Below are 16,090 nucleotides of genomic sequence, written 5' to 3' on the forward strand. Positions count from 1 at the left end.
TTACTTACCCAGTGCTTCCATCGCACGGGCATTGATTTCCTCCACGGTGCCTTCGGCCTTAATGGAGATGATGGCATCGCCGTAGTGCTCGATAAGCGGGAAGGTTTCCTCACGGTAGACACCGAGGCGGGTGCGGATGGTCTCCTCGTTGTCGTCGGCGCGGCCACGGGCCATCATGCGCTCAACCACAACGTCCTCGGAGACCTCAAAGTTGAGAACTCCGTCGAGCTTCTCGCCCTTCTTAGCCAGCAGCTCCTCCAGGATGTCTGCCTGCTCGGTGGTACGCGGGAAGCCGTCCAACAGGAAGCCATTCTTGGCATCATCTTGGTTAAGGCGGTCCTCAACCATGCGGGCGGTGACGTCGGTAGGTACCAGCTTTCCTGCATCGATGTAGGACTTTGCCTCTACACCCAGCGGGGTGCCTTCGCCGATATTGGCGCGGAACAGGTCGCCGGTGGAGATGTGCGGAACGTTCAGTTTCTCGCTGAGGATAGCTGCCTGGGTGCCCTTGCCGGCACCGGGAGGTCCTAGAAGTACAAGACGCATTACTTAAGTAGTCCTTCGTAGTTGGATTGCAGTAGCTGGGACTCGATCTGCTTGACCGTAGTCAAGGCGACGGAGACCATAATCAGGATGGCCGTACCACCAAAGGCGGACGTGCCGCTGGCGGAGGAGCTGCCTACGCCGAGGTCCAAGAGGATATTCGGCAGGATGGCGATAAGTGCCAAGTACAGGGCGCCCACGCACAGCAGACGGTTCATCACATAACCAAGGTACTCCGCGGTCGGGCGGCCCGGGCGAATACCCGGGATGAAACCGCCGTATTTCTTCATATTATCCGCCTGCTCTGCCGGATCGTACTGGACCGAGACATAGAAATAAGCGAAGAAGATGGTCAGAACGAAGTACAGCACAATGTACTGCCAGGAGGAAGGTGCCTGCAGGTGCGCGATGACGTTGCGCTGCCACCAGTTATCCGGGGTGCCGGCGGAACCAGAGTTCACAATCTGGGTAATGAGAACCGGCATGTAGATAAGGGAGGAAGCGAAGATGACCGGGATAACTCCGGCCTGGTTGACCTTTAGCGGCAGGTAGGTAGAGGAACCACCGTACTGGCGGCGGCCGACCATGCGCTTAGCGTACTGGACCGGAATGCGGCGCTGGCCCTGTTCAATGAAGGTAATGCCAACAACCAGGATGACCAAGCCGGCTACCACCATGGCGAAGACGAGTCCACCATTGTTCTGCAGGATGCTTGCACCATCGGTTGGCAGGCGGGTTGCAATACCGGCAAAGATGAGCAGGGACATGCCGTTGCCAATGCCCTTTTCAGTGATGAGCTCACCCATCCACATCACCAGTACGGCACCGGAAGTCATGGTGATCACCAGGACGATGAGGGTAAAGAAGTTACGGTCTTCTGCCAAAACCGGCACACCCTGGCCCAGCAGCTGCTCGCGGTCTGCCAGCGCGACGATGCCGGAGGATTGCAGCAGCGCCAACGCGAGGGTCAGGTAGCGGGTGTACTGGGTCATCTTGGCCTGACCAGACTGGCCTTCCTTCTTCAATTCCTCAAAGCGAGGAATGACCACGGTCAGCAGCTGCACAATAATCGACGCCGTAATGTACGGCATGATGCCGATAGCGAAGATTGACAGCTGTAGCAGCGCACCACCCGAGAAGAGGTTGATGACGGAGTAAAGGTCTCCGGACTGCTCGGTCAACTGGCGCAAACGGCCAGCAATAGACGCATAGTCAACACCCGGAGACGGGATCTGTGCACCGACGCGGTACGCGATGATCATCACGATGGTGAAGATGATCTTCTTACGTAGGTCGGCATCCTTGAAAGCCTGGACAATGGCGGACACTACAAAATCCTCCTGGCCTACCGCTGCCGAACGCAAAATCTAGGGAGGGTTTCGCGTTCACACACGGAGGTGGAAACTCATCTACCCCTAGGAAACCACACCCCCTGAGCCAGAAAGCTTAGGGGAAATTCAGGTTTCCTTCAGGGACGGTTGAACACTTATGACCCCATTACCCTACCAGCCTTACCCCACATAGCCACATTAAGCCCCAATAGTGTGACCATGATTGCTTCTTCGTTCGCACCTTTTGTATGCGGGGTTTACCATGGGGGCATTGCCAGCGCGCAATTCCCTTTTTAGTCTCCGACCTCGCGGGTCCCTGCGCCACGAGGCCGTTATTGGTGTGAACCTAATGTTTCGAAAGAAGTACTTATGAGCAAGAAATTCACGCCGATGACCGTTGCTGAGATCATCGACGTTTTTGTCCCTAGCCCCAACCCTTTCCGCTGGGAGGCCTTCGACGGCTCCGCGACCGGACCGGAAGACTCCCAGTACAAGGTGACTATTAATAGCCTTGAGGGCCTCTCATTTATTGCTACCCATCCCGGCGATGTGGGTTTTGCGCGTGCATATGTCACGGACGGCATCACGGTGCATGGCGATCACCCGGCCCACCCCTATGGCATTTTTGACGCGCTGCATGCCATGTATGACAAATTCCAAAAGCCGGATGCGAAGACACTGGCACGCGTTGTCCGTTCCCTCGCATCCATGGGCGCCTTCCAGATCCAGCCGGTCCCCGAGGTGGAGCGCGCTTCCTGGCTGCGCCGCAAGCTACACGACGGCCTATCCAAGCACTCGAAGCAGCGCGATGCCGATGTCATTTCTGATCACTACGACGTGGGCAATGATTTCTACGAGCTCTTCTTGGGCGATTCAATGACCTATACCTGCGCCTACTACCCCTCCCCAGACGCCACGCTAGAGGAAGCGCAGGAGAATAAGTACCGCCTCATCTTTGACAAACTCCGCCTCAAAGAGGGCGACCGCCACTTGGATGTGGGCTGCGGCTGGGGCGGTATGGTGCGCTACGCGGCGCGCCGCGGCGTGAAGTCCATCGGCGTCACCTTGTCCAAGGAACAGGCCGAGTGGGGCCAGCGCAAGATTGAGGAGGAAGGCCTCCAAGACTTGGCGGAAGTCCGCTTCATGGACTACCGCGATATCACCGAAGAGGGCTTCGATGCTATTTCCGCCATCGGCATTATCGAGCACATTGGCGTGAAGAACTACAACGACTTTTTCAAGTTCCTCCACGGCAAATTGAAGGTCGGCGGTCTGATGCTCAACCACAACATCACCTACCCGGATAATCACAAGACCCCCAAGGGCGGCTTCATTGACCGCTATATCTTCCCCGACGGCGAGCTCACCGGTTCCGGCAACGTCACCAAAGCCATGCAGGATAATGGCTTCGAGGTCATCCACACCGAGTCTCTGCGCTTTGATTACATGCGCACGCTGCATGATTGGTGCGAGAACCTGAAGGAAAATTGGGATGAGGCCTGCGCCACCGTGGGCCTGCCAACCGCCCGCCTGTACGGCATTTATATGGCCGGATCCGAATGGGGCTTTGAGCGAAATATCATCAACCTGTATCACTTCCTCGGCGTAAAGCTGGGCGAGGCCGGCTCCCGCGCCGGTGTGCCTGAGCGCCGCTGGTGGGAAGATAGCCGCTTTTAAGGAGGGGTGCTATGACTCTCATTGATAATCTGCGCCAACACCTCGCCGCCGCCCAGCCGCGGCCGGTGGATGCCATGCCCATTGAACCGGTGGGATGGACGGCGCACCAAGAGGGCGTCGATAAGCTGCTGGCGAGCTTCCGTGCTGTCCCGGCCGGAAAGCGCGTGCGCCTAGCCAAGAAGACCTCCAATCTCTTCCGTAGCCGCAGCGAGGCGCAGGAAGGCCTCGATGTATCCGGCCTTAGCGGCGTCATTGAGGTCGATCCAGTTGCCCACACGGCCGATGTGCAGGGCATGTGCACCTATGAGGACCTCGTGGATGCCACCCTGGCCCATGGCCTCATGCCCTTCGTCGTACCGCAGCTTAAGACCATTACTTTGGGCGGTGCGGTTACTGGCATGGGCGTGGAATCCACCAGCTTCCGTAACGGTCTCCCACACGAGTCCGTGCTGGAGATGGATGTTCTCACCGGCACCGGCGAGATTCTCACCTGCTCCCGCGAAGAAAATGTCGATCTCTTCCGCCTCTTCCCCAATTCCTATGGCTCGCTGGGCTACGCGGTGCGCCTCAAGATTGAGCTGGAACCCGTGCCCGCCTATGTAGAGCTGCGCGAGGAGCGTTTCCACACCGTGGAGGAAGCGAGCCGCGTGCTTGCCGACGTCACCTCTTCCCACACCCACCGTGGCGAGCCCGTCCATGGCCTCGATGGCGTGGTCTTCTCCGAGGACGAGGCCTACCTCGTCTTCGCCCGCTTTACCGATGAGGAGGGACCAACCTCCGACTACACGCGGGACAAGATTTACTACCGCAGCCTTCAGCACGACTCTGGCATCCGCTGCGATCGCCTCACTATCCGCGACTATATCTGGCGCTGGGATACCGACTGGTTCTGGTGCTCGCGCGCCTTTGGTGCGCAGAACCCCAAGGTGCGCAAGGTATGGCCGCGCGAATTGCGCCGCAGCTCTTTTTATTGGAAATTGGTCCGGCTCGACCGCAAATACGAGCTGGAATATAACTTCATCAAAAAGCCCCACGGCAAGCCACGTGCTGAACGCGTGGTCCAAGATATCGAGGTCACTCCAGAAAACCTGCCGGAATTCCTCCATTGGTTCTTTAATGCTTCCGATATCCAGCCGGTGTGGCTCTGTCCAATCCGACTTCGCGATGGCGTGAACGAGCTGGTAGGCACCGGCGACATCGCCTCTAACTCGAGCGACCCCTGGCCGCTCTACCCGCTTCGCCCCGGGCAGACCTGGGTCAACGTTGGCTTTTGGTCTGGTGTAGAAGGCGACCACGTCGACCCTTCTGCCCCGAATAATGGTGCTTTCAACCGCGTCATTGAATCCAAGGTCAACGAGCTTGGCGGCCACAAGTCCCTCTACTCCGAGGCTTTCTATTCCCGGGAAAAGTTCGAGGAACTCTACGGCGGCAATCTTCCCGCCACCATCAAAGCGGTTACCGATCCGGATGACCGCTTCCCCGGCCTATACGAAAAAGCCGTAGACGAGGCCTAGGCCTTCCCTCCCCCGCACCTACCCTGGTCGGAAAAGAATAAAGGGTGGAACGCCCTCCCCGAGCGTTCCACCCTCTTTTTCGTCCCGAAGTCTTGGGACACCCGCGCTTTAGTAGGCAGCGGTGATGTTGTCGTAGCCGTTGATCTTCAGGGCCTCCATGACGCGCTGCACAGCTGCCTCATCCTTCTCCGGGTTATAGGTCTCCGGGAAGGTCAGATGAGCAGAGTGGTCATCCTTAAACTCGATGTTCATGAACTCGTGGCCGGCCTCCTGGGTAGCCAGGGCGAGCTCGCGCTGCACGGCCAGCTTACCGCTCTGCAGGTTGCCACCGTTGAACCCTGGATCGACCTCTTCGGTACCCTCTGCGTCGCCGTTGATGACGTCTTCTTTGTCACCGGTGATACGGCCCTTCTCAGCGTGAGCGCCCGGCTGCTGTTCCTGAGCGGTCTGCTCGCCAGCTTCGGCAGGCGCGGTCTGAGTGGTCTCAGTAGGATCCGGCTGGGAGAGCTGTTCTTGGGCGTCGACCGGGCCGGTAGAGCCGGCAAATGGCATGATGGCAGCGACTGCGGTTGCGAGCAAGGAAGAAATAGACGACATAAGAGTCTCCTTAACGGTAGATGATTTTCAACTAAGATTCACTTTAACACTCATGAATATATATCGCCATACCGGCAACCTTATTTATTAATAAAGGTTTCCTGTCAGTTATTTCCAGCAACAATTGTGGCCATAACCGAGGTACTGCGCTCTATACCGGCACCAGGTCGCCCACCAAACGAAATCATCCCCCTGCTCCGCTGGTGCGGAGAGGGGGACGAAAGTCTACTTGAAAGAGATTACTTGGTGTTGGCGGATCCGCCAGCAGCCTCGATCTTCTCTACAGCAGACTTGGAGAACTTATCAGCAGTGACGTTCAACTTAACGTTGATGTCGCCGTTGCCCAGAACCTTGACCGGCTTATTAGCGCGGACCAGGCCAGCAGCTGCGATGTCAGCAACGGTGATGTCGCCGCCATCTGCGAACTTCTCAGCCAGGTCAGCAACGTTAACAACCTGGTACTCAACATGGTTCGGGTTCTTGAAGCCCTTCAACTTAGGCAGACGCATGTGGATCGGCATCTGGCCACCCTCGAAAGCAGCGGAAACCTGCTTACGAGCACCGGTACCCTTGGTACCGCGACCAGCGGTCTTACCCTTGGATGCCTCACCGCGGCCGACGCGGGTCTTAGGCTTGTTTGCTCCTGCGGTTGGGCGCAGGTCGTGCAGCTTGATGATATCAGCCATGGTTTACTCCCCTGCCACTTCTTCGACGGTGACCAGGTGGCGAACCTTGTGAACCATACCGCGAACGATCGGGGTGTCCTGCTTAACTACGGACTGACCGATGCGCTTGAGACCAAGAGCCTCAATGTTCTTGCGGTGATTCGGCTTGGTGCCCACCAGGCCCTTTACCTGTGTAATCTTCAGAGCCATTGCTTATGCCTCCTGACCTGCGCGCTTGCGCAGCATACGGGCCGGGGTGACCTCTTCGAGGGACTTGCCACGACGTGCGGCAACCTCTTCAGGGCGAACCAGCTGCTTGAGGCCGTCCACGGTAGCACGGACGACGTTGAGTGCATTGTCGGAGCCCAGGGACTTCGACAGGATGTCCTGCACGCCAGCGCATTCGAGCACTGGACGAGCAGCACCACCAGCGATAACACCGGTACCAGGTGCGGCAGGCTTCATCATAACGATGCCAGCTGCGTCGCGACCCTCAACCGGGTGGGTGATGGTGCCGGCAATCATCGGAACGCGGAAGAAGTTCTTGCGAGCCTCTTCAGCACCCTTCTGGATTGCGGCTGGGACTTCCTTGGCCTTGCCGTAGCCAACGCCAACCTGACCCTGGCCGTCACCTACGACGACGAGGGCGGTGAAGGACATGTTGCGGCCACCCTTAACGGTCTTGGAGACGCGGTTGATGGTCACAACGCGCTCGATGTACTTATCGCGCTCGTTGTCCTGGTGGTTACGACGATCGTTGCGGCGGCCGTTGCCACCGCGGTTGTTCTTGTTGTTCTCGGCGGAGCGTCCGCCGTCACGCTGTTCACGGTCCGACATTAGGCGTTCCTTCCGTTGATGTTTCCGTTGACGATGATCATTAGAACTTCAGACCACCTTCACGTGCGGCGTCAGCCAGCGCAGCGACGCGGCCGTGGTACTTGTAGCCTGCGCGGTCAAATACGACGTGCTCGATGCCAGCGGCCTTAGCGCGCTCGGCAACCAACTCGCCTACCTTGGCAGCCTTGGCCTTCTTATCGCCCTCGAGTGCACGAACGTCCGCCTCCATGGAGGATGCGGAGACCAGGGTGTGGCCTGCCAGGTCGTCGATGACCTGCACGTGCATGTGACGGGAGGAGCGGTGAAGAACCAGACGCGGTGCCTCAGGGGTGCCACGCAGAGTCTTACGGATACGGAAGTGACGGCGTGCGCGTGCTTCGCGACGACGAGAGGAAATGTCCTTGCCGACTGGAGTGCGCTTGGTGTTTTCAGTGTTTGCCATTGCTTACTTACCCGTCTTTCCGACCTTGCGACGGATCTGCTCGCCCTCGTAGCGAATACCCTTGCCCTTGTAAGGATCGTCCTTACGCAGACGACGGATATTAGCGGCGATCTGTCCGACTAGTTGCTTGTCAATACCGGTAATGGACAGCTTGGTTGCGCCGTCCACTGCGAAGGTAATTCCCTCCGGAGCCTCGATGAGGATCGGGTGGGAGTAGCCCAGGCTGAATTCCAGGTCCTTACCCTTCTGCTGAACACGGTAGCCAACACCGAAGATTTCCATCTTGATGGTGTAGCCCTCGGTCACGCCAACAACGGCGTTGTTCAGCAGGGAGCGGGACAGACCGTGCAGGGCACGGTGCTTGCGGTGGTCATCAGGGCGGGAGACGGACAGTACGTCGTCTTCCAGGTTGATGGCGATAGGCTCTGGAACGTTAACGCTCTGGGTGCCCTTAGGGCCCTTCACCTCAACGTCTTGGCCGTTGATCTTGATTTCGACGCCGTTCGGTACGGCGATTGGTGCTAGACCGACTCGAGACATGTGTCAAACCTCCCTTTACCAGACGTAGGCGAGAACTTCTCCGCCTACGCCCTTCTCCTCAGCCTGACGGTCAGTCAGCACGCCGTGGGACGTGGAAATGATAGCCACGCCCAGGCCGCCCAAGACCTGTGGCAGTTCGGTGGACTTTGCGTACACACGCAGACCCGGCTTAGACACGCGACGCAGGCCAGACAGGGAGCGCTCGCGGTTGTTGTACTTCAGCTCGAGGGACAGGGTGTGGCCCTCGACGGTGTAGTCAGCGATGTAGCCTTCCTGCTTCAAGATGTCAGCAATGTTTGCCTTCAGCTTGGAGGTAGGCATCGACACGGTGTCATGGTGCGCATTACTTGCGTTGCGCACGCGCGACAGCATGTCGGCAATAGGATCAGTCATAGTCATATGAGTGACCGTGTACCTTTCTCGTTGCGGTTCCCGTGCTCACCAAAGCGTTCTCCGTGTGATTTCGGGCTACTCACGCTCCCTACGGTCAATACCGTAAGGCGCTCGCCACCCTTTGATTCAGACAACGGTCCGCTATCTACGGCGAGGGGCCTACAACAAAGTTGATGTTCAGTTCTTGCATCGGCTCGGCGCTTTCTGCAGCTCAGCGCGCCAAAATTCGCAATGATTGAGGCACGCCGAAACCTCGGCGCAAGCACGAGGTACCATACTACGCCATAACCTGCGGTTTTCCAAATAGTCTGGCACCTTCATTAGAGTCGAGACCAGCACGAACGTAAATAAGGAGATGGTGATGAGCCAAACACACGAGGACCCCATCCAATCCGCACACGAGTGGCTCGAAGAAGCCGCCCGTCTCCTCGGCCTTGATCCGCAGGAGGCAACCGCACTCACCCGCGAAATCCTAGACCTCACCAAGGACGTCGCGCATAATCGCTCCCGCCCCGCGGCCCCACTCACTGCTTTCCTCGTGGGCCTAGCCTCCAGCGACCTAGAGGAAGCCCGCGGCAATATCACTGCCCTGAAGCAGGTGTTGCAATAATGGCCGGCCGCAAGAACTCCACCTTTGCCGTCACCAAGGTCCGCCTAGGCGATGGCCTGCAGGTCGATACCCGCGCCGATACGGTCGCCGGCGAGGAACCGCTCGAAATCCACGTGGGTGGTCAGACCATTACCACCACCATGCGCACTCCCGGCCATGACGTGGAGTTGGCGCACGGTTTCTTACATTCGGAAGGCCATATTGCCTCGCTTGGCGACGTCGCCGAGGCCCGCTACTGCGCCGGCGCCACCGTCGATGGCATGAATACCTACAATTTGCTCGACGTCGAACTAACAAAAAAGAATGTGCTCGACCTCAGCGATCTGCGCTTGACCACCACCACTTCCGCCTGCGGCGTATGTGGCACCTCTTCTATCGAGGCCTTGACCAAACAGACCCGCTACCGGATTCCCCGGGTGCCGGTGGATCCCCATGTCGTCGCCAAGCTGCCAGACAAGCTCCGGGCTGAACAGAAGCAATTTAAAAAGACCGGCGGCATCCATGCCGCCGGCGCCTTCACCCTAGACGGTGAACCGGTAGTCATCCGCGAGGATATTGGCCGTCACAATGCCGCAGATAAGGTCATCGGCCACCTCCTTTTAGAAGACCGCCTGCCCGCAGATGATCTCATTTTGGTCATGAGTTCTCGCGCCAGCTTTGAGCTCGTCCAAAAAGCCGCTATGGCCGGATTCGGCATGCTCGTTGCTGTGAGCGCCGCCTCCTCCCTAGCGGTAGAGACGGCCCGCGAAACTGGCATGGCACTCGTCGGTTTCGCCCGCGGTGACCGCTTTAATCTGTATTCCGGTGAACTCGCTTAGTCGCGGTAGGCCTCCGGGCCGCGATTGAGCCACGCGTAGACGCCGCCAACCAAAAGGCCGCCGCCAATAAAGTTGCCGATCCAGACCAGGATCCAATTGAGAGCCACGTTGCCGGCCGTCAACGCTGCCGGCACCGGGTCGGAGGCGAATAGCGTGATGCTAAACAGGCAGAAGTTCGCGATAACGTGCTCCAGGCCTAACGCCACGAAAGCGCCAATGATCGGGATGATGACAAAGAACTTCGAAGCCGCATCCTTAGCGAAGATGGCACCGACGATGCCCATGTTGACCACAAAGTTCGCGGCAATGGCCTCTACCAGCATTCCTTGCGGGGACTTGATGAGCTTGCCTTCAGAAACCGTCACCAAAAGGTGCGAGGGATCTAGGTCGGCGAACTTGGCAGACATCGCCATAATCGCGGCAAAGATGATCGCGCCTACCAGGTTGAAAATGGTGGTGATGAGCAGCAGGTACAGGGCCTTGCCCCACGCCACGTGCTTATTGCTAGCGGCATAGACCATGTACATCATGTTGCCGGTAGCCAGATCGGCGCCCAAGAGCAGAATGGCGAACAGGCCTACGCCGAAAAATAGGGCAAAAGCCACGGAGCCCATTCCCGGCGCAACGCCGTTGACGGCCTGGCCTACCACACCGGCAAAGGCGGTACCGATACACAGGTACACACCCGCCAAGGTCGCGCGAACTGCAAAGCGAGCGAAGGATTCATCTAATAAGGTGACCTTCTTGACGGCCGCCGCCTTGGCGGCATCATTGAGAGACATTTCTACCTCATTAATCAAAGAGTATTAAACCCTTCTAATCTTATCCTGACCACCTGATTCCGCGTCAATTCCGGGTATGCATAACACTACGTTGTAAGCTAGAACTTTCCTATTACCCGTATTTTCTCTTCGGGGGTCGCATGGATTCCCACTACCGGCCGCGGAGGGAACCGAATCGGCTTCCCGCTAACGGGCGCCGCAGCGTTCCATCGCGATCCGACCGCACAGATGCTGATCGCCAATGGCGCCAGACCGAAACGCGCACCCGCCAACAACAGCGCCGCCGCCCACCGCGCCGCGTTGAGGACACCTCACTTCCCCGACACCGCCGCAAACCCACGCTGTGGGAGCGGATCAAAAAGGTATGGAAGTCCTCCGGCATCCTTCGCGTGGTTATCGGCATCGTTGCCACGGTGTTACTCGCCAGCACGATTAACCGGGTGGTCAACCCACCAGAGGGTCTAGAGACCAATGAAGTCACTGCAGAAGAGGCACCTGCCATCGATCCTTCACCTGCAGTCGAGCTCTTCATCCCAGCTATTGAGGTTCATGCCGATTTTCAAGACGGCTCCTGCCGCGTAGTCAACGGCGCCATCAATCCGGACTCCATGAATAAGGCCTGCACCTATACTGCCGAAGACCGCCCTTATTCTCTGCCGGGCACGACGTCCCAGGACATCGTGGTCATTGCCGGCCATACCGGTGCGGGCGTGCCAGGCGTTTTCAATAACCTCTACGATGGTTCCGCGAATGAGCACAAGGTTCATCTGGGGGACAAGCTCTATGTGCGCACACAGAACTCCGGCCAAAACTGGCTCATCTATACGGCTACCGACTTACACGACCCAGATAAACAGGGGCTTTCTGACGACGCCTCTATTTGGGGCGAAGGCCCCATGCCCGGCCGCCTTCTCACCATCAGTTGCATTCAACCTGCCAACCCTTTGGAGCCGGCAGTGCGTAACGCGGTCGTCGGCTGGCAGTATGAGGGCACCACGCACACAGAGACCGAAAGCGCCTAAGCCACACCCGCACAAGCCGCCGCCTGCACACCTTTGAATTCAAGCTGCTCGGTAAAACTAGAAAATCCCAACGCCCCTTCCGGGGAGTTGGGATTTCTTAGCGCTCTATTTACTTGAACGGGAAGCCGAGCTCGCGCAGGAGCTTGCGGCCCTCGTCGTCGTTAGTAGCGGTGGTAACGACGGTGATGTCCATACCACGAGGGCGATCGATCTTGTCGATGTCAATCTCGTAGAACATAGACTGCTCGGACAGGCCGAAGGTGTAGTTGCCGTGGCCGTCGAACTGCTGATCAGACAGGCCGCGGAAGTCACGAATACGTGGCAGCGCGATGGTCAGCAGGCGGTCCAGGAACTCCCACATACGGTCGCCGCGCAGGGTAACGCGTGCACCGATAGGCATGCCCTCGCGGAGCTTGAAGTTCGCGATGGACTTCTTAGCGCGACGCAGCTGCGGCTTCTGACCGGTAATAGCGGTCAGGTCCTCGAGTGCGCCGTTGATGACCTTGGAGTCACGTGCGGCTTCGCCAACGCCCATGTTGACGACAACCTTGGTGACGCCAGGGATCTGCATGACGTTGTCGTAGTTGAACTCGTCATTCAGGGTCTTGCGGATTTCCTCGCGGTAGCGAGTCTTCAGACGCGGGGTGTAGTTCTCGCTCATTTTTAGATGTCCTTCCCGTTGCTACGCGCGATACGGACCTTCTTGCCGTTCTCGTCGAAACGGTAGCCCACGCGGGTCGGGTTGCCTTCGGAGTCAACGATCGCAACGTTGGACACGTGGATCGGGGCTTCCTGGGTAACGATTCCGCCGGACTCGGCGCCACGCTCGGCAGCAGAGTTTGCGACGTGCTTCTTGATGCGGTTAACGCCCTCTACGAGGACCTTTTCACGCTTTGGGTATGCCTCGATGACCTTGCCCTTCGCGCCCTTATCTGGGCCCGAAATGACGATCACCATATCTCCCTTATGGATCTTCATAGGACTAGATCACCTCCGGTGCGAGAGAAACGATCTTCATGAAACGCTTGTCACGAAGTTCGCGAGCAACCGGTCCGAAGATACGGGTACCACGAGGCTCGCTATCGCCCTTGAGAACAACTGCAGCGTTCTCGTCAAAGCGAATGTAGGAGCCGTCTGGGCGACGGGTTTCCTTCTTCGCGCGGACGATAACTGCCTTTACAATGTCGCCTTCCTTGACGTTGCCACCTGGGACAGCGTCCTTGACAGTCGCGACGATGACGTCGCCGATGCCAGCGGAGCGTCGGACAGAGCCGCCGAGAACGCGGATGCACAGCAGTTCACGTGCACCAGAGTTGTCGGCGACGCGCAGACGCGATTCTTGCTGAATCACTATGGGTCTCCTGACCTGGATTGATGTGCGGTAAGATTTCCGTCCTTGCCGCACGCGGTCTACAAACTTGCGATGCTCAAGCCTTGACAACGGCCTGTGCCGAAGGGTCTCGGACCGGCGGTTCGGAAACGCACCGCTACGGGCCGACCAGCTTTTGCAACCTATACATTCAACCACACGCCAGCGCCCATACCAAAACACCGCTCGTTGCTTGTCGACGCCCCCTACCGCCACATTTATTTTCGCCACTACACCCGCTTACCCCTTGACCCCTTATTTCGAACGCACCGACACACACGTTATCCAAAATTATCGGCACAATCTGCACATATAAACCACATTTTAATGCCCTTCAGTGCCAAACTAGTCGCATAGACATTTTAATAGTCCAATTTTTCACAGCTGTAACGCATAAAAATCACAGTCACTTCTGAGTTCCATGTGGCAATTGCGAATTATGTGACTACTGCTAATTGCGTCGCGAAAGACATTTCTGTGCGCTTTCGCTAATTTCCCGAAGGAGAAACACATGAAGCGTTTGCCACAGACCCTAACCGCTGCTGTACTGACTGGCGCACTCGCCTTTGGCGGCGCAGCTGTTGCTTAGGCCCAAATTCCGGATCCTGTAGAGGACAAGCCCCTGACCGAGATGCCTACCCCGTCTGCGGATGAAGATACCGCCACCGAAGACACCCCAGCTGAAGAGGGCACCAGCGATATTGAACACCATGATGTTGCTGCCGATCCGATTACCGTCGATGGTGTCGAGTACTTCAAGCAGGAAGACGGTTCTTGACTGTCCAAGCCGGTCGCAGGCAACCCTGTTCGCTTGACTCCTGAGCAGGCAGAAGAGTTCGTGAAGGAGCAGCAGGACACCTCCGCAATTCCTGCTCCTGCCACCAAGAAGGACGCAGAGGGCAATGAGTGGTACCAGAGCCTGAAGGATCCCAATGTTTACGTCAAAGGCTCGGCTCTGGTGAATGAAGAGAGCACCGACGAGATGCGCGATGCTTATGCAAAGGCATTCCCGTCTGAAGATGCGAAGCCTGAATTCGACAAGAAGAAGCTGGCTTGGTTGACACTGCCAGCTGCGTTGATCATCGGTGGCATCACCTGGTACCTGTCCTAGGACGGCAAGACCTACGTCAAGGACGAGGCACGCAAGAACCAGCAGCCGACCGCTGAGGAGAAGACTGCTTCCGAGCAGATGCTGAACGCTAACAAGGACGAAGTTATCGCCCAGGGCGGTCAGCTCGCTGAGGGCGACGCTGCTCAGGCTGACGCCCCTTCCGCTCCATCTGCCCCAGCTGCTGGCGAGTCCGCAGACTCCGCACGTGGTATGTCCGCTGAGACGGGCTCCAACTCCGTTGCGCAGGCTCTGGCTGCACTGGCTGTAGCTGCGATGGTTGCTGCTGGCGCATTCGCCGCACGCCACAAGTTCTTCGCTTAAGCAAGAGCCTTCCTACCAAGTAAGAAACTGAATTGGGACTGGCTGTGCCGGTCGGGCTTCGGTCCGGCCGGCACAGTTTTGTTTCGCTCAGAACAAGATCCGCGTAAACGAAAAACGAAGCCCCTACAGGATTGAAATGCCCGGACGCCGGGGAATTCTTAGTACAGTTTCCAATATGACCTACACCAAGCGCACCCTGTGGCTGCACGCCGCGCTCTTTCTCCTCGCGTTTCTCGCCTTCATCCTGCCCGTAGTCTTTGGTACCGCCGCCCTACTCCCCGTCTGGTTGACCGGCGGGCTGAGTCTGGGGCTTGCAGCTTGCGCGCTTGTCGACGCCGCCTATAAATTCTTCGCCCCTACCTCCCCTCGTAGCCTCCGCCTGCTATCTGGTCTCGCCGGCCTCGTTCTGCTCATCGGCTGGGGCATCTGGGTCTATATCTACGGCAATATGGCCGCCGTAGGCACAGGCTCCTATCGAATCGGCACCTTTTTGCTCGGCGCGGGAAGCGTGCTCAATCTTTTTGTAGTGGCAATTTCCTTTCTAGATGTACAACGAAAGGTCAAGTAAAGCATCTGGCACACAGCCACTATTGGCAGGTCTCCACTAATGCGCCGCTACGACGCGGCGGGGAACGATAATGGGGGCATCGCCAAGCGGATCCTCCCAGGCCTCAGCCTCGATACCATAGGCCTGCGCTAATACCTTCGGCGACAGCGCTTGTTTCGGCGCCCCGCGAGCGATGATATCGCCGGCTTTCATCACCACCATGGAATCAGAATAGTGGCCCGCCAGCATGAGATCGTGTAGGACTACAACCACTGTCTTTCCCGCCTGCGCCTGTGCGCGGGCCAACTCCAGCATGCGCATGGCATGGGCAGGGTCGAGGAAGGTCGTGGGTTCATCGAGAAGCAGCACGGGCGTATCTTGTGCCAGGGCCAACGCCAGCCAGACGCGCTGGCGCTGCCCGCCCGATAGCGAAGCGATATCACGATCGAGGAAGTCCACAATGTCGGTAGCCTCGCAGGCCTGCGCAATGATCTCCCGGTCCGTCGTGGAAAGACCGCGCATCCTCCCCTGATAGGGATGACGCCCGCGCGCGACCAACTCACCCACCCGCAGCCCATCGGGGGCCACGGGGTGCTGTGGCAGCAGCGCCACCTGCTGCGCGGCATCCTTCGCGGACATCGCGTGCAGGTCAGCTTCCCCGACCATGACGCTGCCCTGCCGCGGGGCCAGGATTTTCGAGAGAGTTTTCAGCAGCGTGGACTTGCCGCAGCCATTGGGCCCAATGAGCGTGGTGACTTCGCCGGCGCGGGCGTGCAAATCGACGCCGGCAAGGATATCCCCGCCATCCTTATATCCCGCATGAATGCCGGTGGCGTGGAGGCTGCACCGAGGCTTCGGGGTCGTGGTCTGTTTAGGCTGATTAAGCCGATTATCCTTCATTTCTTTTCCTTCATCCACGTCTGACTGTCTAGTACCATCCGGCGCGATGCTTGTCCGTTTCCCCCTGCTGT

At 58.1% G+C, this 16,090-nt stretch carries 20 protein-coding genes and 1 pseudogene; 7 read left to right on the forward strand and 14 right to left on the reverse strand.

From position 1 onward, the window contains the following. Both QP971_RS06195 and secY read right to left on the reverse strand, forming a co-directional pair. Positions 1-546: an adenylate kinase gene (locus QP971_RS06195; RefSeq protein ID WP_005322769.1), complete on the reverse strand. Its 546-nt coding sequence runs from the start codon at positions 544-546 to the stop codon at positions 1-3. Then, entirely contained in the window at positions 546-1,871 is a 1,326-nt protein-coding gene (gene secY / locus QP971_RS06200) for a preprotein translocase subunit SecY (protein ID WP_284811116.1), read from the reverse strand. Before secY ends, QP971_RS06195 begins: the two co-directional genes overlap by 1 nt. 372 nt (positions 1,872-2,243) lie before the next feature. Here secY and QP971_RS06205 point away from each other — a divergent pair, with 372 nt between their 5' ends. Continuing rightward, complete coding sequence (locus QP971_RS06205; RefSeq protein ID WP_049383596.1) at positions 2,244-3,551, forward strand: class I SAM-dependent methyltransferase; 1,308 nt, start codon at positions 2,244-2,246, stop codon at positions 3,549-3,551. An 11-nt stretch (positions 3,552-3,562) separates the two neighbouring features. Next, on the forward strand, positions 3,563-5,065 hold the full coding sequence (locus tag QP971_RS06210; protein WP_284811117.1) for an FAD-binding oxidoreductase: 1,503 nt from the start codon (positions 3,563-3,565) through the stop codon (positions 5,063-5,065). 108 nt (positions 5,066-5,173) lie between these two features. Here QP971_RS06210 and QP971_RS06215 read toward each other — a convergent pair whose 3' ends face one another. From QP971_RS06215 to rpsH, 7 genes are all read right to left on the reverse strand, one after another. Then, positions 5,174-5,662 carry a hypothetical protein gene (locus QP971_RS06215; protein WP_284787124.1) on the reverse strand — a complete coding sequence of 163 codons (489 nt, stop codon included), beginning with the start codon at positions 5,660-5,662 and terminating at the stop codon, positions 5,174-5,176. A gap of 239 nt (positions 5,663-5,901) precedes the next feature. Continuing rightward, complete coding sequence (gene rplO, locus QP971_RS06220; protein WP_005322777.1) at positions 5,902-6,348, reverse strand: 50S ribosomal protein L15; 447 nt, start codon at positions 6,346-6,348, stop codon at positions 5,902-5,904. 3 nt (positions 6,349-6,351) lie between these two features. Then, a complete protein-coding gene (gene rpmD / locus QP971_RS06225; RefSeq protein ID WP_023020587.1) occupies positions 6,352-6,537 on the reverse strand; it encodes a 50S ribosomal protein L30 in 186 nt (61 codons plus the stop codon). 3 nt (positions 6,538-6,540) lie between these two features. Further along, positions 6,541-7,164, reverse strand: coding sequence for a 30S ribosomal protein S5 (rpsE, locus tag QP971_RS06230; RefSeq protein WP_239194921.1), 624 nt, complete (start codon positions 7,162-7,164; stop codon positions 6,541-6,543). Positions 7,165-7,204: 40 nt separating this feature from the next. After that, a complete protein-coding gene (gene rplR / locus QP971_RS06235) occupies positions 7,205-7,606 on the reverse strand; it encodes a 50S ribosomal protein L18 (RefSeq protein WP_005322788.1) in 402 nt (133 codons plus the stop codon). 3 nt (positions 7,607-7,609) lie between these two features. After that, positions 7,610-8,146, reverse strand: a complete 537-nt coding sequence (gene rplF / locus QP971_RS06240; protein ID WP_284787122.1) for a 50S ribosomal protein L6 — start codon at positions 8,144-8,146, stop codon at positions 7,610-7,612. 15 nt (positions 8,147-8,161) lie between these two features. After that, entirely contained in the window at positions 8,162-8,545 is a 384-nt protein-coding gene (rpsH, locus tag QP971_RS06245; protein WP_005322799.1) for a 30S ribosomal protein S8, read from the reverse strand. A gap of 355 nt (positions 8,546-8,900) precedes the next feature. On the opposite strand from rpsH, the gene QP971_RS06250 reads away from it, so the two are divergent. Together QP971_RS06250 and fdhD are read left to right on the forward strand one after the other, a co-directional pair. Next, positions 8,901-9,149, forward strand: a complete 249-nt coding sequence (locus tag QP971_RS06250) for a DUF6457 domain-containing protein (RefSeq protein WP_284811118.1) — start codon at positions 8,901-8,903, stop codon at positions 9,147-9,149. After that, positions 9,149-9,967, forward strand: coding sequence for a formate dehydrogenase accessory sulfurtransferase FdhD (gene fdhD / locus QP971_RS06255; RefSeq protein WP_284811119.1), 819 nt, complete (start codon positions 9,149-9,151; stop codon positions 9,965-9,967). The genes QP971_RS06250 and fdhD overlap by 1 nt, the downstream gene beginning before the upstream one ends. Here fdhD and QP971_RS06260 read toward each other — a convergent pair. Beyond that, entirely contained in the window at positions 9,964-10,749 is a 786-nt protein-coding gene (locus QP971_RS06260) for a formate/nitrite transporter family protein (protein ID WP_049383593.1), read from the reverse strand. The genes fdhD and QP971_RS06260 overlap by 4 nt on opposite strands. Positions 10,750-10,889: 140 nt before the next feature. Between QP971_RS06260 and QP971_RS06265 the strand changes: the two genes are divergently transcribed. Further along, entirely contained in the window at positions 10,890-11,771 is an 882-nt protein-coding gene (locus tag QP971_RS06265) for a sortase family protein (RefSeq protein WP_284811120.1), read from the forward strand. A 109-nt stretch (positions 11,772-11,880) separates the two neighbouring features. Here QP971_RS06265 and rplE read toward each other — a convergent pair whose 3' ends face one another. From rplE to rplN, 3 genes are read right to left on the reverse strand one after another with little or no spacing between them, the layout of a single operon-like run. Further along, on the reverse strand, positions 11,881-12,432 hold the full coding sequence (gene rplE / locus QP971_RS06270) for a 50S ribosomal protein L5 (protein WP_049358620.1): 552 nt from the start codon (positions 12,430-12,432) through the stop codon (positions 11,881-11,883). A 2-nt stretch (positions 12,433-12,434) separates the two neighbouring features. Further along, positions 12,435-12,749 carry a 50S ribosomal protein L24 gene (rplX, locus tag QP971_RS06275; protein ID WP_049378876.1) on the reverse strand — a complete coding sequence of 105 codons (315 nt, stop codon included), beginning with the start codon at positions 12,747-12,749 and terminating at the stop codon, positions 12,435-12,437. Positions 12,750-12,753: 4 nt separating this feature from the next. After that, on the reverse strand, positions 12,754-13,122 hold the full coding sequence (gene rplN, locus QP971_RS06280; RefSeq protein WP_049378875.1) for a 50S ribosomal protein L14: 369 nt from the start codon (positions 13,120-13,122) through the stop codon (positions 12,754-12,756). A gap of 649 nt (positions 13,123-13,771) precedes the next feature. Between rplN and QP971_RS06285 the strand changes: the two are divergent. Then, positions 13,772-14,572 (forward strand): annotated as a pseudogene (locus tag QP971_RS06285) (hypothetical protein). A 175-nt stretch (positions 14,573-14,747) separates the two neighbouring features. Next, positions 14,748-15,140 carry a multidrug transporter gene (locus tag QP971_RS06290; RefSeq protein ID WP_049383588.1) on the forward strand — a complete coding sequence of 131 codons (393 nt, stop codon included), beginning with the start codon at positions 14,748-14,750 and terminating at the stop codon, positions 15,138-15,140. A 36-nt stretch (positions 15,141-15,176) separates the two neighbouring features. Here QP971_RS06290 and QP971_RS06295 read toward each other — a convergent pair whose 3' ends face one another. Then, on the reverse strand, positions 15,177-16,019 hold the full coding sequence (locus QP971_RS06295) for an ABC transporter ATP-binding protein (protein ID WP_284787222.1): 843 nt from the start codon (positions 16,017-16,019) through the stop codon (positions 15,177-15,179). Between the last annotated feature and the right edge of the window lie 71 nt (positions 16,020-16,090).

It is taken from the genome of Corynebacterium marquesiae, assembly GCF_030229635.1.
Lineage (GTDB): Bacteria > Actinomycetota > Actinomycetes > Mycobacteriales > Mycobacteriaceae > Corynebacterium > Corynebacterium marquesiae.